General features: G+C 64.5%; 20 protein-coding genes. 5 read left to right on the top strand and 15 right to left on the bottom strand.

Annotated elements, in window-relative coordinates:
• Positions 1–29: 29 nt before the first annotated feature.
• From OS914_RS00605 to OS914_RS00575, 7 genes are all read right to left on the bottom strand, one after another.
• Positions 30–1,247 carry a pyridoxal phosphate-dependent aminotransferase gene (locus tag OS914_RS00605; protein WP_267544119.1) on the bottom strand — a complete coding sequence of 406 codons (1,218 nt, stop codon included), beginning with the start codon at positions 1,245–1,247 and terminating at the stop codon, positions 30–32.
• 192 nt (positions 1,248–1,439) lie between these two features.
• Positions 1,440–2,393, bottom strand: a complete 954-nt coding sequence (locus OS914_RS00600) for an ABC transporter substrate-binding protein (protein WP_267544118.1) — start codon at positions 2,391–2,393, stop codon at positions 1,440–1,442.
• Positions 2,390–3,091, bottom strand: a complete 702-nt coding sequence (locus OS914_RS00595) for an ABC transporter permease (RefSeq protein WP_267544344.1) — start codon at positions 3,089–3,091, stop codon at positions 2,390–2,392. Before OS914_RS00595 ends, OS914_RS00600 begins: the two co-directional genes overlap by 4 nt.
• A 65-nt stretch (positions 3,092–3,156) precedes the next feature.
• The gene (locus OS914_RS00590; RefSeq protein ID WP_267544117.1) at positions 3,157–3,855 is read right to left on the bottom strand and encodes an ABC transporter permease; all 699 of its coding nucleotides are present in this window, start codon (positions 3,853–3,855) and stop codon (positions 3,157–3,159) included.
• On the bottom strand, positions 3,855–4,952 hold the full coding sequence (locus tag OS914_RS00585) for an ABC transporter ATP-binding protein (protein WP_267544343.1): 1,098 nt from the start codon (positions 4,950–4,952) through the stop codon (positions 3,855–3,857). Before OS914_RS00585 ends, OS914_RS00590 begins: the two co-directional genes overlap by 1 nt.
• A gap of 300 nt (positions 4,953–5,252) precedes the next feature.
• A complete protein-coding gene (locus OS914_RS00580; RefSeq protein ID WP_267544116.1) occupies positions 5,253–6,641 on the bottom strand; it encodes an NAD-dependent succinate-semialdehyde dehydrogenase in 1,389 nt (462 codons plus the stop codon).
• Positions 6,642–6,783: 142 nt separating this feature from the next.
• Positions 6,784–7,707: an N-acetylglucosamine kinase gene (locus OS914_RS00575; RefSeq protein WP_420713830.1), complete on the bottom strand. Its 924-nt coding sequence runs from the start codon at positions 7,705–7,707 to the stop codon at positions 6,784–6,786.
• 192 nt (positions 7,708–7,899) lie between these two features.
• Here OS914_RS00575 and OS914_RS00570 point away from each other — a divergent pair, with 192 nt between their 5' ends.
• Together OS914_RS00570 and OS914_RS00565 are read left to right on the top strand one after the other, a co-directional pair.
• Positions 7,900–9,141, top strand: a complete 1,242-nt coding sequence (locus tag OS914_RS00570; RefSeq protein WP_267544341.1) for an MFS transporter — start codon at positions 7,900–7,902, stop codon at positions 9,139–9,141.
• 116 nt (positions 9,142–9,257) lie between these two features.
• On the top strand, positions 9,258–9,776 hold the full coding sequence (locus OS914_RS00565; protein ID WP_267544115.1) for an Lrp/AsnC family transcriptional regulator: 519 nt from the start codon (positions 9,258–9,260) through the stop codon (positions 9,774–9,776).
• A 1-nt stretch (position 9,777) separates the two neighbouring features.
• Here OS914_RS00565 and OS914_RS00560 read toward each other — a convergent pair whose 3' ends face one another.
• Together OS914_RS00560 and OS914_RS00555 are read right to left on the bottom strand one after the other, a co-directional pair.
• Complete coding sequence (locus tag OS914_RS00560; protein WP_267544114.1) at positions 9,778–10,941, bottom strand: trans-sulfuration enzyme family protein; 1,164 nt, start codon at positions 10,939–10,941, stop codon at positions 9,778–9,780.
• A gap of 270 nt (positions 10,942–11,211) precedes the next feature.
• Positions 11,212–12,471: an MFS transporter gene (locus OS914_RS00555; RefSeq protein ID WP_267544113.1), complete on the bottom strand. Its 1,260-nt coding sequence runs from the start codon at positions 12,469–12,471 to the stop codon at positions 11,212–11,214.
• 163 nt (positions 12,472–12,634) lie between these two features.
• Here OS914_RS00555 and OS914_RS00550 point away from each other — a divergent pair, with 163 nt between their 5' ends.
• The 3 genes from OS914_RS00550 (at position 12,635) to OS914_RS00540 (ending at position 15,208) form a co-directional block, all read left to right on the top strand.
• Positions 12,635–13,108 carry an Lrp/AsnC family transcriptional regulator gene (locus tag OS914_RS00550; protein WP_267544112.1) on the top strand — a complete coding sequence of 158 codons (474 nt, stop codon included), beginning with the start codon at positions 12,635–12,637 and terminating at the stop codon, positions 13,106–13,108.
• Positions 13,109–13,244: 136 nt separating this feature from the next.
• Positions 13,245–14,240 carry a magnesium/cobalt transporter CorA gene (gene corA, locus OS914_RS00545; RefSeq protein WP_267544111.1) on the top strand — a complete coding sequence of 332 codons (996 nt, stop codon included), beginning with the start codon at positions 13,245–13,247 and terminating at the stop codon, positions 14,238–14,240.
• Between the two features lie 44 nt (positions 14,241–14,284).
• Positions 14,285–15,208 carry an alanyl-tRNA editing protein gene (locus tag OS914_RS00540; RefSeq protein ID WP_267544110.1) on the top strand — a complete coding sequence of 308 codons (924 nt, stop codon included), beginning with the start codon at positions 14,285–14,287 and terminating at the stop codon, positions 15,206–15,208.
• 43 nt (positions 15,209–15,251) lie between these two features.
• Here OS914_RS00540 and OS914_RS00535 read toward each other — a convergent pair whose 3' ends face one another.
• From OS914_RS00535 to OS914_RS00510, 6 genes are all read right to left on the bottom strand, one after another.
• Positions 15,252–16,229 (bottom strand): aldo/keto reductase, encoded by a 978-nt coding sequence (locus OS914_RS00535; protein WP_267544109.1) that lies wholly within the window; start codon positions 16,227–16,229, stop codon positions 15,252–15,254.
• Positions 16,230–16,332: 103 nt separating this feature from the next.
• Positions 16,333–16,611, bottom strand: coding sequence for a carbon storage regulator CsrA (gene csrA, locus OS914_RS00530; RefSeq protein WP_267544108.1), 279 nt, complete (start codon positions 16,609–16,611; stop codon positions 16,333–16,335).
• A gap of 108 nt (positions 16,612–16,719) precedes the next feature.
• A complete protein-coding gene (locus OS914_RS00525; RefSeq protein WP_267544107.1) occupies positions 16,720–17,688 on the bottom strand; it encodes a hypothetical protein in 969 nt (322 codons plus the stop codon).
• Entirely contained in the window at positions 17,666–19,663 is a 1,998-nt protein-coding gene (locus OS914_RS00520; protein ID WP_420713834.1) for a flagellar biosynthesis protein FlhA, read from the bottom strand. The genes OS914_RS00525 and OS914_RS00520 overlap by 23 nt, the downstream gene beginning before the upstream one ends.
• Positions 19,664–19,718: 55 nt before the next feature.
• Positions 19,719–20,876 (bottom strand): EscU/YscU/HrcU family type III secretion system export apparatus switch protein, encoded by a 1,158-nt coding sequence (locus tag OS914_RS00515; RefSeq protein ID WP_267544105.1) that lies wholly within the window; start codon positions 20,874–20,876, stop codon positions 19,719–19,721.
• A complete protein-coding gene (locus OS914_RS00510; RefSeq protein ID WP_267544104.1) occupies positions 20,877–21,632 on the bottom strand; it encodes a flagellar biosynthetic protein FliR in 756 nt (251 codons plus the stop codon).

The following is a 21,632-nucleotide window of genomic DNA, read 5'->3' as shown; positions in this document are numbered from 1 at the left end:
GCATCGGTTTGGTCCAGCCTAGTCCCCCGTCAGGGACGGTAATGGCTGAGGAATTCGCCGATCCGGCCAACTGCCTCTTCCAGGTCGGTGACATTGGGCAGAGTGACCAGGCGGAAGTGATCCGGGCGGATCCAGTTGAAGGCGGTTCCGTGGGAGATGAGAATTTTCTGCTCCGTCAGCAGGTCCAGAGCGAACTTCTCGTCGTCTTTGATCGGATACACCTCCGGGTCCAGCCGCGGGAACAGATACAACGCGCCGTGAGCCTGCTCGACGCTGACGCCCGGAATATCGTTGAGCATCCGGTAGGCGAGGTCGCGCTGCTCTTTGAGCCGTCCGCCGGGAAGAATCAGATCCGTAATGCTCTGATGTCCGCCTAACGCAGTCTGGATGGCATGCTGGCCGGGCACATTGGCGCACATGCGCATATTCGCCAGCAGATTTATTCCCTCCAAATAGTCCGCAGCCATCGATTTGGGCCCGGAGATCGCCAGCCAGCCTGAGCGGTAGCCGCAGATCCGGTAGGCCTTCGACAAACCGCTGAACGTCATGCACAGAACGTCGTCGCCGGTAATCGTTGCGGTATTAATGTGCACGGCCTCGTCGTAGAGGATCTTTTCGTAGATCTCGTCGGAGAAGACCACCAGACCGTGTTTACGAGCCAGGTCCACCATGCCGGAGAGGATGTGCCGCGGGTAAACCGAACCCGTCGGGTTATTTGGATTGATGATGACAATCCCTTTGGTGCGGGGTGTGATCTTGGCTTCCAGGTCGGCCAGATTGGGCCACCAGGCAGAGTTTTCGTCGCACAGGTAATGCACGGGGCGGCCGCCCGCCAGGCTTACGGAGGCTGTCCACAGCGGGTAGTCGGGCGTCGGCACCAGCACTTCATCGCCGTTGTTCAGCAACGCCATCAGTGAGAGCGTGATAAGTTCGCTGACCCCATTGCCGAGGTAGACGTCGTCGACATCGATGGTGCTGATGCCCCGCGTCTGGTAGTACTGCACGACGGCGGTGCGCGCGGAAAAGATGCCCCGCGAGTCACTGTAGCCCTGGGCGTGCGGCAGGTGACGGATCATATCCACCAAAATGGCATCCGGTGCCTCAAATCCGAACGGCGCCGGATTCCCGATGTTCAGCTTAAGAATCCGGTGACCCTCGGCTTCCATTTTCTGCGCATGTTCCAAAACAGGTCCGCGGATGTCGTAGAGGACGTTACGAAGCTTGCTGGATTGCCTGAATTCTGCCATCTACCAAATATTGCATATCCTCCCGGGCGCAGACGTCGTCCTCGCGCGCGCCGCAGAGGCCAATCCACGAAAAGTGGCCCCTGCACCCGGCTTTCGGCTAGCCGAAGGGTCCGGGTGCCGGGACCACCGATCGGGTCCGGGCTAGTTATCGGCCCGGGCAACTTATCGGCCCAGGCTATTTATAGATCTGGGCTACTTCGTGATGCCCTTATCCTTGAGCCAGGTTGCGGCTGCGGCCTTCGGATCCAACTTTTGGTCGCCGCTGACCATGCGGTTCAGCGAGATCAGGTCATCGGTGGTGAGCAGGCTGGAGACCTTGTTCAATGCCGTCTTGGCGGCGTCGCTGACCTTGTCTGTCTTCACCAGCGGAATGACCTGCTGCGCGGCCCAGTTGCCCTTCGGGTCCTCCAGCACCACAAGATCCTGATCGGTAATGTCAGGGGTCGTAGTGTAGATGTCGGCAACCTGGACGTCATCACTGGTCAACGCCTTCACCGTCACGGGTCCGCTGGGGAGTTTTTTGAAATTCGCTGGGACACAGTTGTACTTGGCTTTCAGTCCAGCCAAGCCATTGGACCGCTCGGCGAACTCAGGGGGCGCGCCAAGGGTGAGCTTGTCGCAGACCTTGGCAAGATCGTCGATCGACTTGAGGTTGTATTTCTGCGCCGTCACCTTGGTCACCACCATGGCGTCCTTGTCCTCGGCCTTCGCCGGGTCCAGCACGCTCAGGCCGGGGTCCAGCTTGGATTTGAGCGCCTTGACGATGCTGGCGGCATCCGTTGCCGTGTTGCTCGGATCGACTTTGACCAAGAGATTACCGCTATAGTCCGGAATGATATCTATCGATCCATCCTTGAGGGCCGGGTAGTAAATTTCGCGTGAACCGATATTGAGCTTCGTGGTCGCCGTGACTCCCGCGGCATTCAACGCACCCGCATAAATCTCGGCAATGGTGGCGTTTTCCGGGAAGTCCGCGCTGCCCACGATCACCGATCCGCCGGATCCCGCTGCGGCGCTCGTGGTCGGGTCCTTGAGCGGATTACCGCCGCCGCCCCCGCACGCGCTCAGGGCCAGGGTCAGCGATACCCCCGCTGCGAGACCAAAAACGGCACGGCGTGCAACCATCCGGCGCTGAATATGCGTCATGAATTTCCTCCTTGTACGCTGGCAGTGATGGTTTCACGGCCAGTCGGTGAATCGCCCCGTAGACGTCGGGGCGCTTTGAGACCTGGTGAGACGGCCAGGCGTTGAATGCCTGCCAGCACAATATCAACACAAATGGCCAGTGCAGCGATCACCACGGCCCCGCCCAGGACACGGCCGTAATCGCTGACGGATAATCCGTCGATTAGGAATCTCCCCAAGCCGCCCAGATTGATGTATGCCACCACCGCGACGGTCGCCACCACCTGCAGGACACCGGCACGGAAGCCGCCCAGGATGACCGGCAGGGCGTTGGGGACCTCCACCCGGAACAGGATCTGTGGCTCGGTCATCCCCATGCTTCGTGCGGCGTCGACCGTGTCCTTACTCACCGCGGAGATTCCCGCGTACGTTCCGGCCAGAATCGGCGGGACAGCGAGCAACACCAGGGCCCAGATGGGCGGCATCAGCCCCAGCCCGGCCAGCAGCACAAAAAGGGTCAGAATGCCTAGAGTGGGCAGAGCGCGCAGCACGCCGGCAAGCGAAATGACGACGACGCGTCCCCGACCGGTGTGGCCGACATACAGCCCGATCGGCACCGCAATGGCGACGGCGATGGCCAGAGTCAGGCCGCTGTAGCCCAAGTGCTCCAGCGACCGCAGCGGAATGCCTTCCGGTCCCTGCCAGTGCATCGGATCCATCAGCCACTCGTAGCCCTGAACGAGTGGATTATCCGAAGAGTACGTCTGAAGCACCGCCGGCACGCTCATGCGCCTACCACCGCACGCTCTTCGCGGGCCCTGCTCTGGGCTGAGCCCTTTGAAGGCCGTCCGGCGGCCCGCAGCCACGGCGTCAGCAGCCGCTGGGCCAGCACCAGAAAAGCGTCCATCAGCAGGGCCAATAACAATGTACCGATAATTCCGACCACGATCTCTGTCACGAAGTCCCGCTTGAGCCCGTCGGTGAACAGCGAGCCCAGACTTCCGATCCCGAGCAGCGCGCCAACGCTGACCAGCGAAATGTTACTGACGGACACCACCCGCAACCCGGCGAAAAGCACCGGCACGGACAGCGGCAGGTCCACGGTCAGAAAGCGCATGAACGGCTTGTACCCCATCGCCACCGCTGCCTGCCGGATGCCGTCGTCAACCGAGTCGAGCGCATCCAACGTCGATCGCAGCAGCAGGGCCACGGCGTAAATCACCAGTGCCACCATGACGTTGGCCATGTCCAGGATCCGGGTGCCCAATATGACCGGCAAAATCACAAACAGCGCCAGCGACGGAACGGTGTAGAGAATGGAACCGGCGAAGAGCAGGACGCCCCGAAGCGTCTTATTCATCCGCGCCAGCTGGGCCAGCGGTACGGCAATCAGGACGCTGATCAGCAACGGAACCACTGACTGATACAAGTGCAGCCCAGCCAGCGAGAGCACCTCGCTGAGGTTGGCAATCAACCAGGTCACTAGAGGCCGCCTTCGCGCAGCCGCCGCGCGTTTTCGATGGCGCCGAGCACTTCAGGTGCCTTAACGACGCCGGTGACAGTGCCGGCGTCGTCGACGGCGACGCCAAGCCCGGCTGGCGATGAAAGCACTGCATCCAGTGCGCGGCGCAGCGTATCCCCCTCGTGGAACAGGGAACCGCCGGGCAGCAGGGTGCTCCCGTCCGCCGGGGAGATCCAGCCGAGGGGCCGGTGCGCATCATCAACCGCAAGGACCCACTCGGCGGCGTTCGAAGGTGGCTGCTGCGCAGGAAGCTGCCCGCGTTCGGCCTCGGAAGTGGTGCGCACCGGATGGATCTGCACGGCATCCGCCGTGGAGAAGGCCAAGTGCCTGAATCCCCTGTCCCGGCCGACAAAATTCGCCACGAAATCGTCCACCGGAGCCCGCAGAATCTCCTCCGCGGCAGCATACTGCGCCAACCGGCCGCCGGTGGCAAAAACGGCCACCTTGTCGCCCAGCACGGTGGCCTCGTCGATGTCGTGGGTGACAAAAACGATCGTCTTTGCGAGGTCCCGCTGCAGCCTGAGCAGTTCCTGCTGCAGCTCCGCCCGTACCACCGGGTCCACAGCGCTGAACGGCTCGTCCATCAGCAGCACCGGTGGGTCCGCCGCCAGCGCCCGGGCCACCCCAACCCGCTGCTGCTGGCCGCCGGAGAGCTGGCTGGGGTACCGCTTGCCCATCCCGGCGGAGAGGCCGACGACGTCAAGGAGCTCCTCTGCCCTGCGCCGCGCTTGGGCACGCGGCACCTTATTGAGCCGCAGCACGGTGGCCACGTTATCCGTCACGGTCCGGTGCGGGAGCAGGCCGGCGGACTGCATGACATAGCCCATGGACCGGCGAAGCGACGCGGCGGGAACGGCGGAAACGTCCCTGCCATCGACGGTGATGGTGCCACTGGTGGGCTCCACCATCCTGTTGATCATCCTCAGCGAGGTCGTTTTACCGCAGCCCGAAGGGCCAACGAAGACGGTGATGGCACCCTTGTCGATGGTCATCGACAGATCATCCACCGCGGGCTGGTTGTCCAGATAGCGCTTGGTGATTGAGGTGAATTCGATCATGGGCTTCGCCCCTGATCCGGCGGTGGGCTTGCCGGTTGCCGCATCCATCTGCGGCGTCAGAGCAATTGAATCGGGCACGGAGATCCGGGCGTCTGATACTGCCATCGTGGGGTTCCTCACTATTGGCGGCCATCGCGGTCAGGATTTGTTCCCTGTGCCTGATGATCATAAGCAGAGTGATTTTCCACTGTAAAGCCCGGTCGTAAGCTTTCGGCACACAGCCAGGACCGTCCTGCCCGTCCAGCCGGCACCTCCGGCCGCTCCCGTAGCGCCATGGGCTGGAGGTGCCGGCTGGACGAGCTATTTGGCCGGCCGGGCTGCGGGCTGGCGGATGAGCTTCTTATTGACGAACTCGTTCATGCCGAACTTGGCCAGCTCTCTTCCCACTCCGGAGCGCTTTACTCCGCCAAAGGGCAGGTCTGCCTGGGTTCCGGTCACCGAATTGATCCACACCATCCCCGTGTCCAGCCGATCCGCGACGTCTTTGGCCTTCTCCGGGCTGGCGCTGAAAACCGAACCGCCCAGCCCGAATGGCGACGCATTGGCCAAATCCACGGCCTCCTCGGCGCTGGCGACCTTGTAGATCACTGCCGCCGGTCCGAACAGCTCCTCGGTGTAGGCGCGCATTTCCCTGGTGACGCCGGTGAGCACCGTCGGAGCAAAATACGAGCCGGGCCCGTCCACCTTGCCGCCGCCGGTGTGCACCGTAGCGCCCTTGGCGACGGCGTCGTCGACCTGCTCTGCCAGGGAATCGGCAGCACTTTGCGAGGACAGCGGGCCCAACCTCGTCGCCGGGTCCGAGGGATCCCCCGGCTGCATCGCGGCAGCGCGTGCGGTGAACTTTTCCACGAACTCCTGATAGTAGTCCTCGAGCACGATGAAGCGTTTGGACGCAGTGCAGGCCTGGCCGGCATTGCCCATCCGACCCGCCACCGCCGCCTTCACGGTGGCGTCCATGTCATCGCTGTCCAGCACAATGAACGGATCGGAGCCGCCCAGCTCCAGCACGTAGCGTTTGAGGTTGCGGCCAGCTACCTCGCCAATAGCCGACCCTGCCCGTTCGCTGCCCGTCAGGGAGACACCCTGGATGCGAGGGTCAGCAATCATGTCGGCAATTTGTTCCTTGCTGGCAAAAATATTGATGTAAGCATCCGCAGGCAGCCCTGCGTCCCGGAAGATCTGCTCGATCGCCTGCGCGGACTGGGGGCAGTTTTCCGCATGCTTAAGCAACACCGTGTTCCCCAGCATCAGGTTCGGCGCTGCAAACCGAGCCACCTGGTAATACGGGTAGTTCCACGGCATGATCCCCACCAGCGAACCAATAGGCTCGGTGCGCACCACTGCATCCCCGCCGTCCACCGCGTCCAACGTTTCATCCTGCATGAAGCGGGGCCCCTCGGTGGCGTAATAGCTGTAGATGCTCGCGACCAGATCCACCTCGCCCTGCGCTTCACGGACGGGCTTACCCATTTCCAGGGTAATGATCTCCGCGAGCTCTTCCTTGCGTTCGGTGTACAGCGCCGCCACCTGGGTGAGGATCCGGCTCCGCTCGGCCACGTCCGTAGTCCGCCAGGACCCAAACGCCGCATGCGAGGCCTGCATCGCAGTTTGGATGTCCGCATCCGTCGCGGACGGAAATTCCTGCACCGTTTCGCCGGTGGCCGGGTTGACGCTCTTGTATGAAGTCATAGCCCTACCGTATCCACACGACCTCATTGCCCGCCACCCATCGTAGCCAAAGGGGATCGTACGGCAGACACGGCGCGGCACAGCCGCCCGGCCCGGCCCGGCCGTCCGTTCCGGGTGCGTAGGCCACAAGTGGCCGTTCTGCTCAGCCGGCGGCGAGCTTGAGCACGCCAAAAATCGGATCCTGCTCCAGCACGTGCACGTCGGTCAGGCCGACGGCGGCCAAATGAGTTTTGAAGGCCTGCTGCAGCGGTAGTTGATGCATTCCCGCGCCGCCGCCGAGCACTATTGGGCCGGAGACCGTCAGCTGAGCGGCGCATTGGGCTGCGAGCGCCGCCAGGTCCGTGCCCGCACGGTCAATCATCGCCAGGCTCCCGCGGTGTCCCTCGGCCGCGGCGGCAAAAACCACCGGCGACAGGGCGGCCCAGTAGCGCCGCCCCGTATCGCCGTGAAAGTGGGCTATCAGCTCCCCCGGATTCTGCAGTCCGCACTTGGCCAGCAGCGCGGACGTGAGCCGATCGGGCGGCAGGTCAAGGTTCATCCGGTGCAGGCTGTGCCGTACGGCTTCGCGTCCGAACCAGTAGCCGCTGCCCTCATCTCCGAGCAGGTAGCCCCAGCCACCCGCCCGGGCCTGAGCGCCGTCCTCGTTGACTCCCCAGGCAGCGGACCCCGTTCCGGCGATCACGGCAATCCCGGTATCGGCACCCCCTGCGGCCAGCAACAGGCGGGTGTCATGGACCACCGTGATCTTGGCGTCGGGAGCCCAGGGGGCAAGCAGCGCAGCCAGCGCCGCGGCGTCGTCGTCCGTGTCCACCCCGCCGGAACCGGCGTAGACCCGGGACACGTCCGCGGCGTCCAAGCGGGCGAACAACTCACGCAGATTGACCGAGGCTTCGGCACGGCTGACGTTCTGCACATTCGCACTGCCGGCCTCTGCATCCGCGCGCAGCTTGCCGTCTACCCAGTGAATCCCCCTGGTCTTGGAACCACCGATATCCAGTCCGATAATGCTGCCCCGGCCAGAGTTAATTCCGGGGAGGGAAGCGGTGCCGCCATGTTCAATAGTCACCACCTCAGACTAGCCATCCGCGGCCGAACCTTCGCATAACCAGCATCCGGTCGTTACCTTCGCATAACCAGCATCCGGTTTGTCCAGCAGTGAGTGCCGCAGCACATCGGCGCGGTCCTGCGGCGAAGATGTTTCTAAGCTAGAGGAGTGAAGAAGCTCCTGCAGAACTCCCGGAACCTGGCACCTGATCCGATGTGGCTCGGTCATAACAAGGGCAGCCTGGCGTACCGACGGATTTTGTTGGCGTTGCTCTGCGCCGGAGTGGCAACCTTTGCACAGTTGTATTCCGTCCAGGGTCTGTTACCGCTGCTGGCGCAGGGATTGAAGATCACCGCAGCGCAGGCGGGGCTGACCATCTCCGTGGCGACTATCGGGCTGGCGGTGACCGTTATCCCCTGGTCCTTTGCTGCGGACCGATTCGGCCGGGTGCCGGTGATGGGGACCGCCATTATCGCAGCCACCATCTTGGGGTTGCTGTCGCCGCTGTCGCCCACTTTTTCCGTGCTGCTGGTGCTGCGTACGCTGGAAGGAATGGCGCTGGGCGGGATCCCGGCCCTGGCCATTGCCTATCTGAACGAGGAGATCAATAAGGTCCATGCCGCGATGGCGGCTGGGGCATACGTGGCAGGAACCACGGTGGGAGGCCTGCTGGGCCGGCTTCTCGCGGGACCGATCGGCGAGCTTGCCGGCTGGCGGATCGGAATTCTGGGCGTTTCGGTTGTGTCCGCCGCCGCGGCTGTGGGCTTTCTAGTGCTGGCACCAGCGCCACGCGGTTTCACGCCTGCGCCGCGGGTGGGCTTTGGCCGGGCCTTGTCCCGGCTGCTGCCGGCCCTGCGGGACAGGCGGCTCCTGGCCCTCTATACCGAGGCGTTCCTGCTCATGGGGTCTTTTGTCAGCGTCTACAATTACATGGGATTTCGGCTGGAAGCACCTCCCTACCTGCTGCCGATGGCCGCCGTCGCCCTGATTTTTCTGGCGTACCTTGCCGGAACGGTCTCCTCACGGTGGGCTGCGGCACTCTCGGTGCGGGCCGGACGCCGGAATATTCTGCTCGGCAGTATCGCAGTGATGACCGCCGGGCTGTCGATCACAGCGCTCGCGCCGCTGCCGCTGATCCTGCTGGGACTGGTGTTCTTCACGGCCGGGTTCTTCGGCGCCCACAGCGTTGCTTCCGGCTGGACCGGCGGCCTGGCCCCGGTCAGAGGCGTGAAGACAGGAAGGACCGGGCCGGCGCAGGCAGGACGGGCGCAGGCAGCATCGATCTACAACCTGAGCTACTACGCAGGCTCCAGCGCTATCGGCTGGGCTTCGGGATTTGTCTTCCAATCCGCCGGCTGGTCCGCGCTGGTGGCGGTGCTGGCCGCTCTCGGCGTGCTGGCCGCGGCGACGGCGCTGCTGCTCCTGCCCAGCGGCGTCCCCGGCCGGGACGGCTAAGCGCGCAGGATGGCCGATGCGCGATTGTGGCTCCATCCGCCGCACGAGAAAGGGTGCAGAAAATTCGGGTACTGATAGAATTTCGCGTGTAATGTTCGAGCAGTGAGGGAGCTTCCATGACGTCAGCCGCGAAATCCCCCCGGCGCTCCCCGCCCGCAGCCGCGCGGACCGCGGACCCGTTGGACGCCGTCGACCGCCAGATCATTGACGCGCTGGTGACGGACGCGCGGATCACCAACCGGGACCTAGCCGAGGCGGTGGGCATTGCGCCGTCGACCGCGCTCATGCGCACCCGCGCACTCATTGACCGCGGCGCGATCGAGGGCTTTCACGCGAACCTGAATCTCAGCGCCGTCGGCCGAAGCGTACAGGCGCTCATCGCCGTCCGGCTGCGCGCCCATGACAGGGACCAGATCGATAGGTTCACCGGCACGGTTCCGCGGCTCCCCGAGGTCCTGTCCACGTTCCACGTTTCCGGATCGGTGGACTATTTGTTGCATATTGCCGTGCCCAACACGGATGTGCTGCGCGACTGGGTGCTGGATAATCTCACTACCGACCCGGTGGTCAGCCACACCGAGACCACGCTGGTGTTCGCGCATATGCCTGGCAACACAGGGCCGCTTCCGTCCTGATCTAGCGCGTTGATTCAATCGCCTGGAGCAGATCCTCCATCAGATCCGCCGGGTCCTCCAGCCCCACGGACACCCGCAGCATCGTTGCATGCGGCTTGGCCTCGGCGGCAACGGGCCGGTGCGTGAGACCGGCGGGGTGCTGGATCAGCGTATCCACCCCACCGAGCGATACGGCATGGATTATCAGCTTCACGGCGCCGGCAATCCGTTCCGCATGATCCGCGCCGGCCACTTCAAAGGACAACAGCGAGCCCGGACCGGACATCTGCCCGCCCACGAGCGAGCGCGGATCACATTCCGGCAGACCCGGGTACAACACACGCGTCACGAGCTCGTGCGAGGCAAGGCCGGATGCCAACTTCGCCGCACCATCCTGCTGGGCACGGACGCGGATGGGCAAAGTGGCCAGTCCGCGGTGCAGCAGATACGCCGGCCAGGGCGTCAGCAGACCGCCGGTCACCGCGCGGATCTGCCGCAACCGCACCGCCCACTCGGCGCTGGTGGCCACGACCCCGCCCATCGCGTCCCCGTGGCCGCCCAAAAACTTGGTGGCGCTGTGCAGCACCAGGGCCGCGCCATGCCGGAGCGGCTGCTGCAGCACCGGTGTGGCAAAGGTGTTGTCCACCAAAACGGGAACCCCGTCCGCGCCGTGCACCAGGGCGTCTATATCCACTAACTGCAGGTCCGGATTGGCCGGAGTTTCCACCAGGACCAGGCCCGTATCGGGCCGCAGCGCGGCATGGACCTCCGCGGGCGTGGTGTAGGTGACCTCCGTCCCTAGCATTCCGGTGGCAAGAATGTGATCCGACCCCCCGTACAGCGGACGCACAGCCACCACATGCTTACGGCCACCGGCTACCACCGCCAACAGAACCGCTGTCAGCGCCGCCATCCCGGTGGCGAACGCGACAGCCTGCGGGGCACCCTCCAAGGTGGCAAGGCCGGTTTCAAAGCGCGCCACCGTGGGATTCCAGAGCCGTTGGTAGACCGTGCTCTGGCCGTCCCCCGGGATTCCTCCGGTCGCCAGTTGCTCGTAGGCCAGACCACCCGCTTCCACGGAGGTCAGCGGAGCAGTGGTGGACATATCCAGCGGAACTGCATGCAGACCCTGGGCGGTGAGCCCCTCGCGGCCTGCATGTACCGCCATAGAATCCGGACTAAGCATCTGCGCCACCTTACCTGTGCCCCGGCTATCAGGGCTTACTTCGGAACTTTTCCCTAAGTATGCCGACAACGTTCGGCGTTTGGCTATAGAAACGAATATATGAACGTTTTGATGCGAATTTCCGCATCAAATGCATGATCACTAGGCTACTGGCCCGGGGTTTCTTGGCTAATATTCTCCGCACCCCGGCCGTCGAGTGGGTACATCTGCCCCACTGCGACGGCTTTTAAGGGGCAGACGTACCCACTCACCTAGCTTTGGCAGGGCGGGCTAGCGGCCGGGCGGGGTTGGCTTGCTGACGGTGCGGGCTCGGGGCCAGGCGACGACGGCGAGTGTGGCGGATGCCGCGGCGACGAGGACCGCGAAGCCGGTCACCACGACGGGCAGTCCCCAAAGATTGGCCGCGGCGCCCATTCCAATCACCGGCAGCGCGCTGCCGAGATAGGTAATGACGTACACTCCGCTGATGATCTGGGCATGCCGGGCCGGTTCCACCTTTCCGGCCACCTCGTTGAAGACCACGCGGAAGGCGATGCCCTGTCCCGCACCGGCCGCCATGGAGGCGAGAATCAGCAACCACGGCGAATGGGCAATGCCCGCTACCGCGATCAGCAGCACCGACACCCCGAGCACGATCAGGCCAACGGGAACCAGCAGCCGACCCCGCACGCTCAGCAGTTGGCTCGCGGCTGAGGCACCAAGCGTCACTGCGGCGAGCAGCCCGATCAGCGGGCGTGCATCTACTTCAACCACTTGGGCGAAGTAGCCAGGCGCCAGGGAGAGGCAAAAGCCAAAGACCGCAAAACTGAGAAACCCAACGCTGGAGGCCAGCCAAAAAGCTCCGCGCGCCTGACGCGAAACGCCAGGCCGGCGCGGCTTGAGCGCTGCCAATGCCGTTCCATTGACCGCCGGCCGGATGGCTGGACGCGCGTCGAGCAGGTACAGGGGAACGAGCAGCAGCACGAGCAACACGGAGTGCACCAGGAACGGCGCCCGGGTATGGTCCGGCAAGAGTGAGAGCAAGCCGCCGATGACCGGCCCGGCCGCTACTCCCCCGGAGGAGGCCAGCAAGGTGAACCGGGAGGCCCACTCCGGCCGGGTAGGCAGCAGGTCCCGGAGGGCTGCGGCACTGGCTCCCGTGGCCAGGGCGACGGCGAGTCCCTGCAGTGCGCGGCCCGCTACGAGCATCGGCAGGTTCTGCGCCGTGCCGAACACCAGACCACCGGCCAATCCGATCAGCACGGCCAACACCAGCGCGGCCCGCCGGCCAATATGGTCCGACCAGTGGCCGAACAACAACAGCCCCAGCACCAGAGCCAGCACATAACTGGCGAAGGCGGCCGTGACACCGAGCGGGCTTAGCCCGAGACGAACCTGCAGCAGGGAGTACAGCGGTGTGGCCAGGTTGGCGCCAACAAGGAGTGTAAAAATGACGACGCCCGCCAGGACAAGCCGCGCAGAGATTGAGGCGTCCCAGCCCCGCCGGGATACCATCGCCGGACGCATCCGCAACTCACTCAGGACGCTCATACTGCCCACCCATCGGCTCACTCCAGCAACCCCTATGGCGGCCCGAGAACTGTACTATTTCCTCTATAGACTGAAGCAGCAAGGCTCAATTGACCGCTCAAATAGCGCCGAACTGACCATTCTGCTCAAATAACTTCCCGCCAACCGAATAGGAGTGACCCCGATGAGCAAACTTGACGCCATGGACCTGAAATTGCTGCTGGAGTTGGTCCGCGATCCGCGCGCCCAGATAGGCGAGCTTGGCGAGACTCTCGGCATCGCGCGCAATACCGTACAAACACGGCTGCGGCGCCTGCTGCGCTCCGGGACATTGCGCGACGGCGGACGCGAAGTTGACCTGGCCGCGATCAATTACGACGTCGTCGCCTTTGTGACGATAGAGGTGACGCACCGCGAGCTGGACGGGGTCATCACCGCACTGCGCAAGCAGCCGCAGGTGCTGGAGGTTTACGAAATTTCCGGGCGCGGCGATGTGTGGTGCCGCATCGCCGCCACCGACGTTCATCACCTGCAGAATGCCCTCCGCGCGCTGCTGCGCATCCGCGGGGTTATCCGCACTGAAACCTCCCTGGCTTTGCATGAGCACATCCCATACCGGGTTCAACCGCTATTGGTCGGCATGGCCGCGGACGAATGACGACCACAGACGAATGACGGCCACAGACCGGTGACGGCCACAGACCGGTGACGGCCGGTGACATCCGCGAAGCACGGCCTGCTGCCGCAGCTGGCGAGAAGCGGACGTTCTGGGCCGGGACAAGGATAATGAACCGGTGACTATCATCGACAACGCGGTCTACGTCAATGGCGTTCGCACCGCCGATCCGCTCAGCCTGGAACACACCCATGACATCCTCGCCGAACGGGGCGGAATGGTGTGGATTGGCATGTTCCGGCCCACTGCGGCCGAGATGGACTCAGTTGCCGCCCAGTTCGGACTGCACCAGTTGGCCGTGGAGGACGCCATTAAGGCCCATCAGCGGCCCAAAATGGAACGCTATGACGACATCCTGTTCACGGTCCTTCGGCCTGCGCACTATATTGACGCCGATGAGGTGGTCGAGTTCGGCGAGCTGCACATCTTCACCGGCCGGGACTTTGTCATTGCCATTCGCCATGCAGAGACGCCCGGGCTGGCACGCGTCCGCCGCAGGCTCGAGGACCATCCCGAGCTGCTGGCACTGGGCCCCGAGGCCGTGCTCTACGCCATCCTTGACCAGGTGGTGGACGATTATGCGCCAGTGGTTGCCGGGCTGGAGAATGACATCGATGAGATCGAAGACCAGCTCTTTGCCGGCGATCCGACCGTTTCCCGCCGTATTTACGAGCTCTCCCGCGAGGTGATCCAGTTTCAACGGGCCATTCATCCGCTCACGGACATGCTCACCAACCTTGAACTTGGGTTCGAAAATACCGGCGTGCACCGGGAGCTGGAACGCGCGCTGCGCGATGTCCAGGACCACGTCCAAAATGTTACGGCCCGCGCGGATTCCTTCCGCCAACTGCTGCAGAACGCACTGACCGTCGATGGCACGCTGACCACCAACCGGCAGAACGAGGCCAGCGCCGCACAGAACGAAGAACTGAAGAAAATCTCCTCCTGGGCGGCGATCTTCTTTGCCCCGTCGTTTATCGCTTCGTTGTACGGGATGAACTTCCACATCATGCCCGAGCTCTCCTGGACATTCGGCTACCCCTTCGCGATCGGTCTAATGCTGATCCTCTGTGCCCTGATGTATACGATTTTTAAGCGGAAGAAGTGGCTCTAGCGGCCGCCGAAAATTCCTCCACCCGGTGTCTTAGGCTGTTCTTCATGACGCTTCCCGTTTCTGACACGCTCGTTACCTACCCCGCCGCGCAAACCGCCGGTGCCGCCGTCGTCCTGCACACCGAAATCGTTATAGGCAGTCAGCTGATTGACGACGGGCAGACGTCCGACGGCGGCAAGCTGGCGGTTCTGCTGGACGTCACCCCGTGCCATCCGGTGGACGCGGGCTGGCCTGACCAGGGGCCTGACCGGGCGGTGATCCGCATTCTGGCCGCGGCTGGCGGGCAGCAGTGGCCGGTGCTGGACTGCGTCGTGGCGGCGACAAACGGCCAGAAGCTGTTCATCGGTGCCGCTATCCCGGTCAGCAAGGACACAGAGGGCTGGAGTTTCGTGGTGGCACATCTGCTACCCGCCGAGGCACAGCTGCCGGAGGGCACCGTCGTCGAGGTTGTCGTCGATGCCGGTCATCGCGCCGCCCTGAGCGCTGGCCACACGGCGTGCCACGCGGCATCGCTGGCGTTGAACCGCGCCATGGCGCCGCGCTGGTCCAAGGAGACCCGGGCCGATGCTTTGGGCAGCCCCGACTTCGACGCCGCCGCCATCGCGTCCTCAACCATTCAGGAGCACGGCTCGGTGGACGTTTTCCGGCTGAATAAGTCACTGCGCCGCAAAGGGTTCACCGTCGAGGGTCTGACCGGGGATTTGGCCGCCGTCAGCGCCGCTGTCAACGCAACGTTGGCCAATTGGGTACTGGCCGGATCGCCGGTACGGATAGAGCGCGACGGCGATGCCCTCACCGACCGCCGGTACTGGGTCTGCTCGCTGCCCGATGGGGAGGCCCGCATTGCCTGCGGCGGCACCCATGTTGCCTCCCTCGCGGAGCTCGGAGGCCTGTACGTCGACCTCACGGCGGGGGAGGATCAAGGAACGGCGGTCCTGCGGATGGTCACCACCGCCGGTTCCCCGTGATCAGGCCGGGCACCGGGCACCAGGCCGGGCACCGGGACGGGATCTACTTGTTCAGCGGCGACATGTCCGCGTAGCGATCCCCCGCGGCGGCGGGTAGTCCGTTCAGCGCCGCCAGCTGGTCCCCGGTCAGCGTCAAGGCATCGGCGGCGACGTTTTCCTCCAGATAGCTGATCCTTTTGGTCCCGGGGATGGGGGCAATGTCGTCGCCTTGGGCCAGCAGCCACGCCAGCGCCACCTGTCCGGGTGTAGCACCAGCCTCGGCGGCCACTTTGTCCACCTGCTCCACAATCGAGATATTGGCCGTGAGGTTTGCCCCTTCGAAACGCGGATTGTTGCGCCGAAAATCGTCCTGGTCCAGTTGATTGACCGAGCGGATCCGCCCGGTGAGGAAGCCCCGGCCCAGCGGTGAGTAGGGAACAAATCCGATGCCCAGCTCCCGCACCGTAGGCAGAATTTCCTGCTCAGGGTCCCGTGACCAAAGCGAGTACTCCGTCTGCACCGCGGTGACCGGATGAACGGCATGGGCGCGGCGAATTGTCTCAGGCGCCGCTTCGGAGAGTCCGTAGTGCCGGATCTTGCCTTCGGTGATCAGCTCCGCCAAGACCCCTGCGGTTTCCTCGACGGGCGTGTCCGGGTCCATCCGATGCTGGTAATACAGATCGATGTAGTCCGTCTTCAGCCGCCGCAGCGATCCCTCGACGGACAGCCGGACGTTCTCAGCGCTGCCGTCCAACCCGCGTCCGCCGGCACCACGGTGCAGCATGGTGCCGAACTTCGTGGCGATCACGACTTCATCCCGGCAGCCTGCCAGTGCCTTACCGAGCAGTTCCTCATTCGCATACGGCCCGTATATTTCCGCCGTATCAAAGAAGGTCACTCCCAATTCCCGGGCCCGGTGAATGGTCTGCAGGGCACCAGCCTCGTCCTGTCCGCTGCCCGTATAGAACGCCGACATTCCCATACATCCCAGTCCCAGTCTGGAGACTTCGAGCCCCTGCGATCCCAATGCGATGTTCCTCATGGCGTGCCCTTTTCTCGTAGCGGTTCCCCACCACCTACGCTAGAACCCGCAGGGCCCCTTCCGTCAAGGGCCGGCCGTCCGCGGGGTTCGGGTTCCGCGGGGTTCAGGTTCTACGGGGTTCAGGTTCCACGGGGCGCGGCCTCGTGGCGGGCAGCGCGTGGCCAAGCAGGTTCTTGATGTGCTCCTCGGCGCCAGGATCACTTTGGACGGCGGCGATGTTGGCCTGGCTGACCGCTTCGACCACTTCGGCGCGGGCAATGGTGATGCCGCGCGGGGCATCGATGCCAAGCCTGACGCTGTCTGAGCGCACGTCGAGGACGGTGATGACGATGTCCTCCCCGATGAGCAGCTTTTCACCGAGCTTGCGTGTAAGTACCAGCACTGTTTGACCCTATCTTGTTTTTGCCGAACGCAGACTTTGTGGAACGGCACAGGTGATAACGAGCGACGGCGGCGCGTCAGACACCGGGAAAGCCACCGGACCGCGCGGCTAGAGGTCAGCGGCGGTCCCCGGTCCGCCGTCGATCCAGCCGATCGGCAGCCCCAGCTCGTGCACCGTTCCGGGCGTGAGCGTCTCCATGCTTCCCAATACCGCCAGGGCGTCAGCCTCCACAGCCCAGCCGACTCGATCCACCCAGACGGCGGTGTCGGCTTGTTTCCGTGCCGCATCGACCACCACCCAGATCTGATCCGCTTCCACCTCGCTCAGAGCGGCCGAGGGGACCTGTCCACCGGGGGTGATGCCGAAGGCGACGATCACCGTGCGCCCGGCCGCCGTACCGGCTGCGCGCGCGGCGGCGAGGCCAAGACGGCCGGCCACGTGGTCCACGCTGACGGCTTTAATGGACCCCGCTGTCCTGATTTCCGCGTTTTTGAGGACTCGGCGCATGGAGCGGGCCACGTCCATCGGATCCGTCGCCAGGCCAACGATCATCACCACCTTCCCAGCCCCAGCCAGCAGCGCGGGTGCGTCCGGGGTCCCCGTGGTATTTGCTGCAGGGACCGTTGTTGCCAGGTCAGCCAGGAGCTCGGCAAAGCCCTGCGAAGCGGTGGAAACGGACGGGAACTCTTTTTCCTGCGGGGCGGCCGTGCCGCCAAAGGATCCATCGGCGTCGTCGGCATCCTGCAGCAGCGCGCCGATCCCGGACCCGGCAGGGATCCCGGACCCTGCCGGGGTCGGTGCGGACGCCGGTGGCCGGCCGGCACGCTTCTTCGCCTTACCGGAAGCGGGCGGCAGGTAACCCGGCTGTCCCGGAGCCGGCACTGACCCCTCAGGCGCTACGGCGCCGTCGTCCACCTCCACCACAACTTCGAAGAACTGCCGGGCAAAGAACCCGCCCAGGCCGCCCTCGGAGACCTTCTCCGCCGAGATGATCCGCGCTGTGCTGCCGTGACTGTTGAAGAGCCGCCACTCAATTCCCTCCAGCGACTCCCCCCTAAGCTGAAATCTGCTCGGCACCACGCACCACCCCTACCGTTTCAATGGCCACATTGGCCGCCGTCGCCTCCTGGTATGACAGTACCGGCAGGCCGGCGGACTGCGCCGAAACGAGGCGCCGGATGGCCGGCCGCAACGCGGGTGCACAGACCAGGACCACGTCCCGGCCCATCGCTCCGGCTGCGTCGACCGACGTTTTCAGCGAGTCCAGCACGTGCTCAATCCGGCCGGCATCCATGACAATCTGGGTGCCGTGCTCGGAGACCCGGATCGCCTCCAGCATGGACTGCTCCAGCAACGGATCGATCATGATCACGGACAACGTCTGGCCGTCCAGATATTTGGCCGCGAGGACGGGGCCCAGCGCCTGCCGCGAGGCCTCGATCAGGCCCTCGGGGTCTGTGCCCGCCTTCGCCCGCAGGGTCAGCGCCTCGTAGATGCGCGGCAGATCATTGATCGGGACCTGCTCGGCCAGCAGTCCCTGCAGGACGCGCTGCACCTCGGCCAGCGACAGGGTGCCCGGAATGAGCTCCTCCACGGCGGATGGATTGACCGCGCGCACGCCGTCCGTCAGCACCCGGACGTCTTCGCGGGAGAGCAGCCGTGCGGCGTTGTCCGTGACGATGGCGGACAGATGCGTCACCAGCACCGAGACCCTGTCAATGACAGTGGCTCCGGCCATCTCGGCGCTGTGCCGCATTTCCGCGGGAATCCATTTGCCGGCCAGTCCGAACACCGGCTCGGCCGTGGTGATCCCGGGCAGTCCATCCAGGTTCTCCCCGAGCGCCAGGACCTTGCCCCCCGGCGCGCTGCCGCGCCCGGCTTCCACCCCGGCGATCCGGATCACATACGTACCCGAGGCCAGTTCCACACTGTCCCGCGTGCGCACCGGCGGAACCACCAGGCCCAGCTCCATGGCAATTTTGTGCCGCAGCGAGCGCACCCTGGCCAGCAGATCATCGGAGGCACCGGAGACCAGGTCCACCAGATCCGGCGCCAGCAGAATCTCCACCGCGTGGACCCGCATCGCTTCGATCAGGTCCTCGGTGGTTTCCGAACGGGGAACGGCCGCTTCCAGAGCTGCGGCGGCAGCACTGGCGGCCTTGTCCGCACGGTCCTGGGTCTTGATCCGCTGCGATGCGGCCAGCAGCCCCAGGCCCACCAGCATGAAAGGAATCACCGGCATTCCCGGAATCAGTCCCATCGCAATGGCGGCCAGGCCGGCGATCTGCAGTGCCGTCCGGGACTGGCCCAGCTGGGAGGACGCCGTGCTGCCCATATCCGATTCGGCGTTGGAGCGGGTGACGATCATACCGGTGGAAACGGCCATCAGTAGCGCGGGAATCTGCGTGACCAGGCCGTCGCCGATGGTCAGCAGTGCGTAGGTATTGAGCGCATCAGTGATGGACATCCCGCGCTGGGCCATGCCGATGGCGATGCCACCGACCAGGTTGATGACAATAATGATGATGCCGGCAATGGCATCACCCTTGACGAATTTGGAAGCGCCATCCATGGCACCGTAGAAATCCGCCTCCGCGGAGACCTCCGCCCGCCGCTCGCGTGCCTGCACATCCGTGATGAGACCGGCGTTGAGGTCCGCGTCAATGGCCATCTGCTTGCCCGGCATGGCATCCAGGGTGAAGCGCGCACCGACCTCGGCGACGCGTTCGGCGCCCTTGGTCACCACCACAAACTGGATGACCACCAGCAGCATGAAGATCACCGATCCGATGATCAGTGATCCGCCCACGGTGACCTTGCCAAAGGCCTGGATGACAGCACCGGCGTGGGCCTGGCCCAGCACCAGCCGGGTGGAGGAAACATTGAGCCCCAGCCGGAGCAGCGTGGCGACCAGCAGTAGTGAGGGGAAGACGGAAAAGTCCAGCGGTTTCTTCACGAACATGGTGGTCAGCAGCGTCACCAGCGCCAGCGAGATGTTGATGATGATCAGCACATCCAGCAGGGCCGAAGGGATCGGCATGATCAGCAGCATGATGACGCCGACCACGCCCACCGGGACGACGAGCTTGGAGAAGTTGCGGTTCACTCTAGATTCCTTCTGCGCTAATGCGGGTGCGTGACGTACCGGGCTGTGCCGGGCCGGCCGGGCCGGGTTGTGCCGTACTGGCCGGGCCGGATTTTGGCGGACCGCCGGTCCCGAATCTGCCGCGGGACTTCATCGCCATCACGAACGCCAGCACGCGTGCCACGGAATCGTAATGCTCCAGCGGAATCTCCGCACCGATAGCGCAGCTTGCATGCAGCGCCCGGGCCAGCGGCACGTCCTGGATCATCGGCACCCCGGTCGCGTCGGCCTCCTTGCGGATCCGCGCCGCCATGTGGCCTGCCCCCTTGGCCACCACCCGGGGAGCGGATTTCCCTGCTTCGTACTTCAGCGCAACGGCCAGATGCGTCGGGTTCAGCAGCACGACGTCGGCACCGGAGATGGCGGCGATCATCCGGTTCCGGCTCATTGCCAGCTGCCGGGAACGGCGCTGCGACTTGATCAGCGGGTCGCCGTCGGTGTTTTTGTTCTCATCCTTGACCTCCCGCTTGGTCATCCGGGTTTTCTTCCGGTTCCGCCGCATCACGACAATGACGTCCGCGGCGGCCAGCACCAAACCGGCGGCAACCGCAAACTCCAGCATCGATGCCGCGCCGTCGCCCGCCGCGGACGTCAGTGCGGTGATGGACAGACCGCCGGCGTTGAGCAGCACGGGCATGAGTCCCTGGATCACAACGTACAGCACCAGCGCGACGACGGCAGTCTTGAGCAGCGCTTTCAGCCCCTGCCACAACGCCTGGGTGCCCAAGACCCGTTTGAGCCCCTTCAACAGGTTGAAGTGGTCAAACTTCACCTCGAATTTCTTGAAGTGCACACCGCCCTGCAGCGCCGCTCCCGCCAGCACGGCCAGCGCCACCACGATCAGCATCGGCGTCAGCGAACCGGCCAGCGACGCGCAGCCAGCGCCGAGGGCCGACAGCGCGTGACCCGGATCCGGGCTGGCGGCGATGGAGCGCAGCGTGAACAGCTGATCCGCCGCCGAATCCCCGGCCCGGGCAATGGTGACCGGAAGCATGACGGCTGCCGCCCCCACGCCGAGCCAGGCGGTGACGTCCTGGGACCGTGATAACTGTCCCTTGGACCGGACTTCCTTCATCCGTTTGTCGGTGGCGTTCTCGGTCCGCTCCTGGGAATCGGCCATCTAGCCTCCCGATAACTGGGTGAAGGCCTGGCCTGCAAGGGCCGAAACAATCCGGGGCAGGGCGGCATACACCGCGCCGGCCAGGGTCAGCGTGAGGAAAATCTTCAACGGGAAGCCCAGCGCAAAGGCGTTCAGCGCCGGGGCAACCCGGGTCAGCAGGCCGAGCCCTACGTCGGCCAGGAACAGCACCACCAGCAGCGGCCCGGCGATCTGCACGGCCGCCAGGAACATCTGTCCGGTGGCCGCCGTCATCGCCTGGATCGGGTGGCTGAGGTCGATTCCGCCGCCCAGTGGAAGCGCTGTGAAGCTGCGGATCATGCCGCCAATTACCAGCTGGTAACCGTCCGAGACGAACAGCAGGGCCAGTGTGGTCATCTGAAACAAACGGGTGAACTGGGCGCCATTGAGCATCGCCTGCGGGTCGAAGGCCTGGGCCATCTGGAATCCGCCGAACATATCGATCAGGCTGCCGGCGGACTGGATGGCGGAAAAGATCAGCATGACCAAAAACCCCAGGGCCGCCCCGACCACGATCTCCAGGACCACTGCCGTGATGAAACCCGCAGTATCCGGGGACTTGTACGTCGATGCCACCCGCGGCGAGACGGCCAGCGCCAGCCCCAGCCCCAGCATGGCCTTGATCCGGATCGGAAAGCCGTTGTAGGAAAACGGCGGAGCCACCACAAAGAACGCGATCATCCGCACGCTGGCCAACATCAAGGCCTCCAGCCAGGCCGGATTCAGTGTCAGGGCCAC

The organism is Arthrobacter endolithicus, from assembly GCF_026627425.1.
Lineage (GTDB): Bacteria > Actinomycetota > Actinomycetes > Actinomycetales > Micrococcaceae > Arthrobacter_M.
Note: the sequence above shows the minus strand (reverse complement) of the source record. Positions and strands in the feature narration are given on the sequence as shown.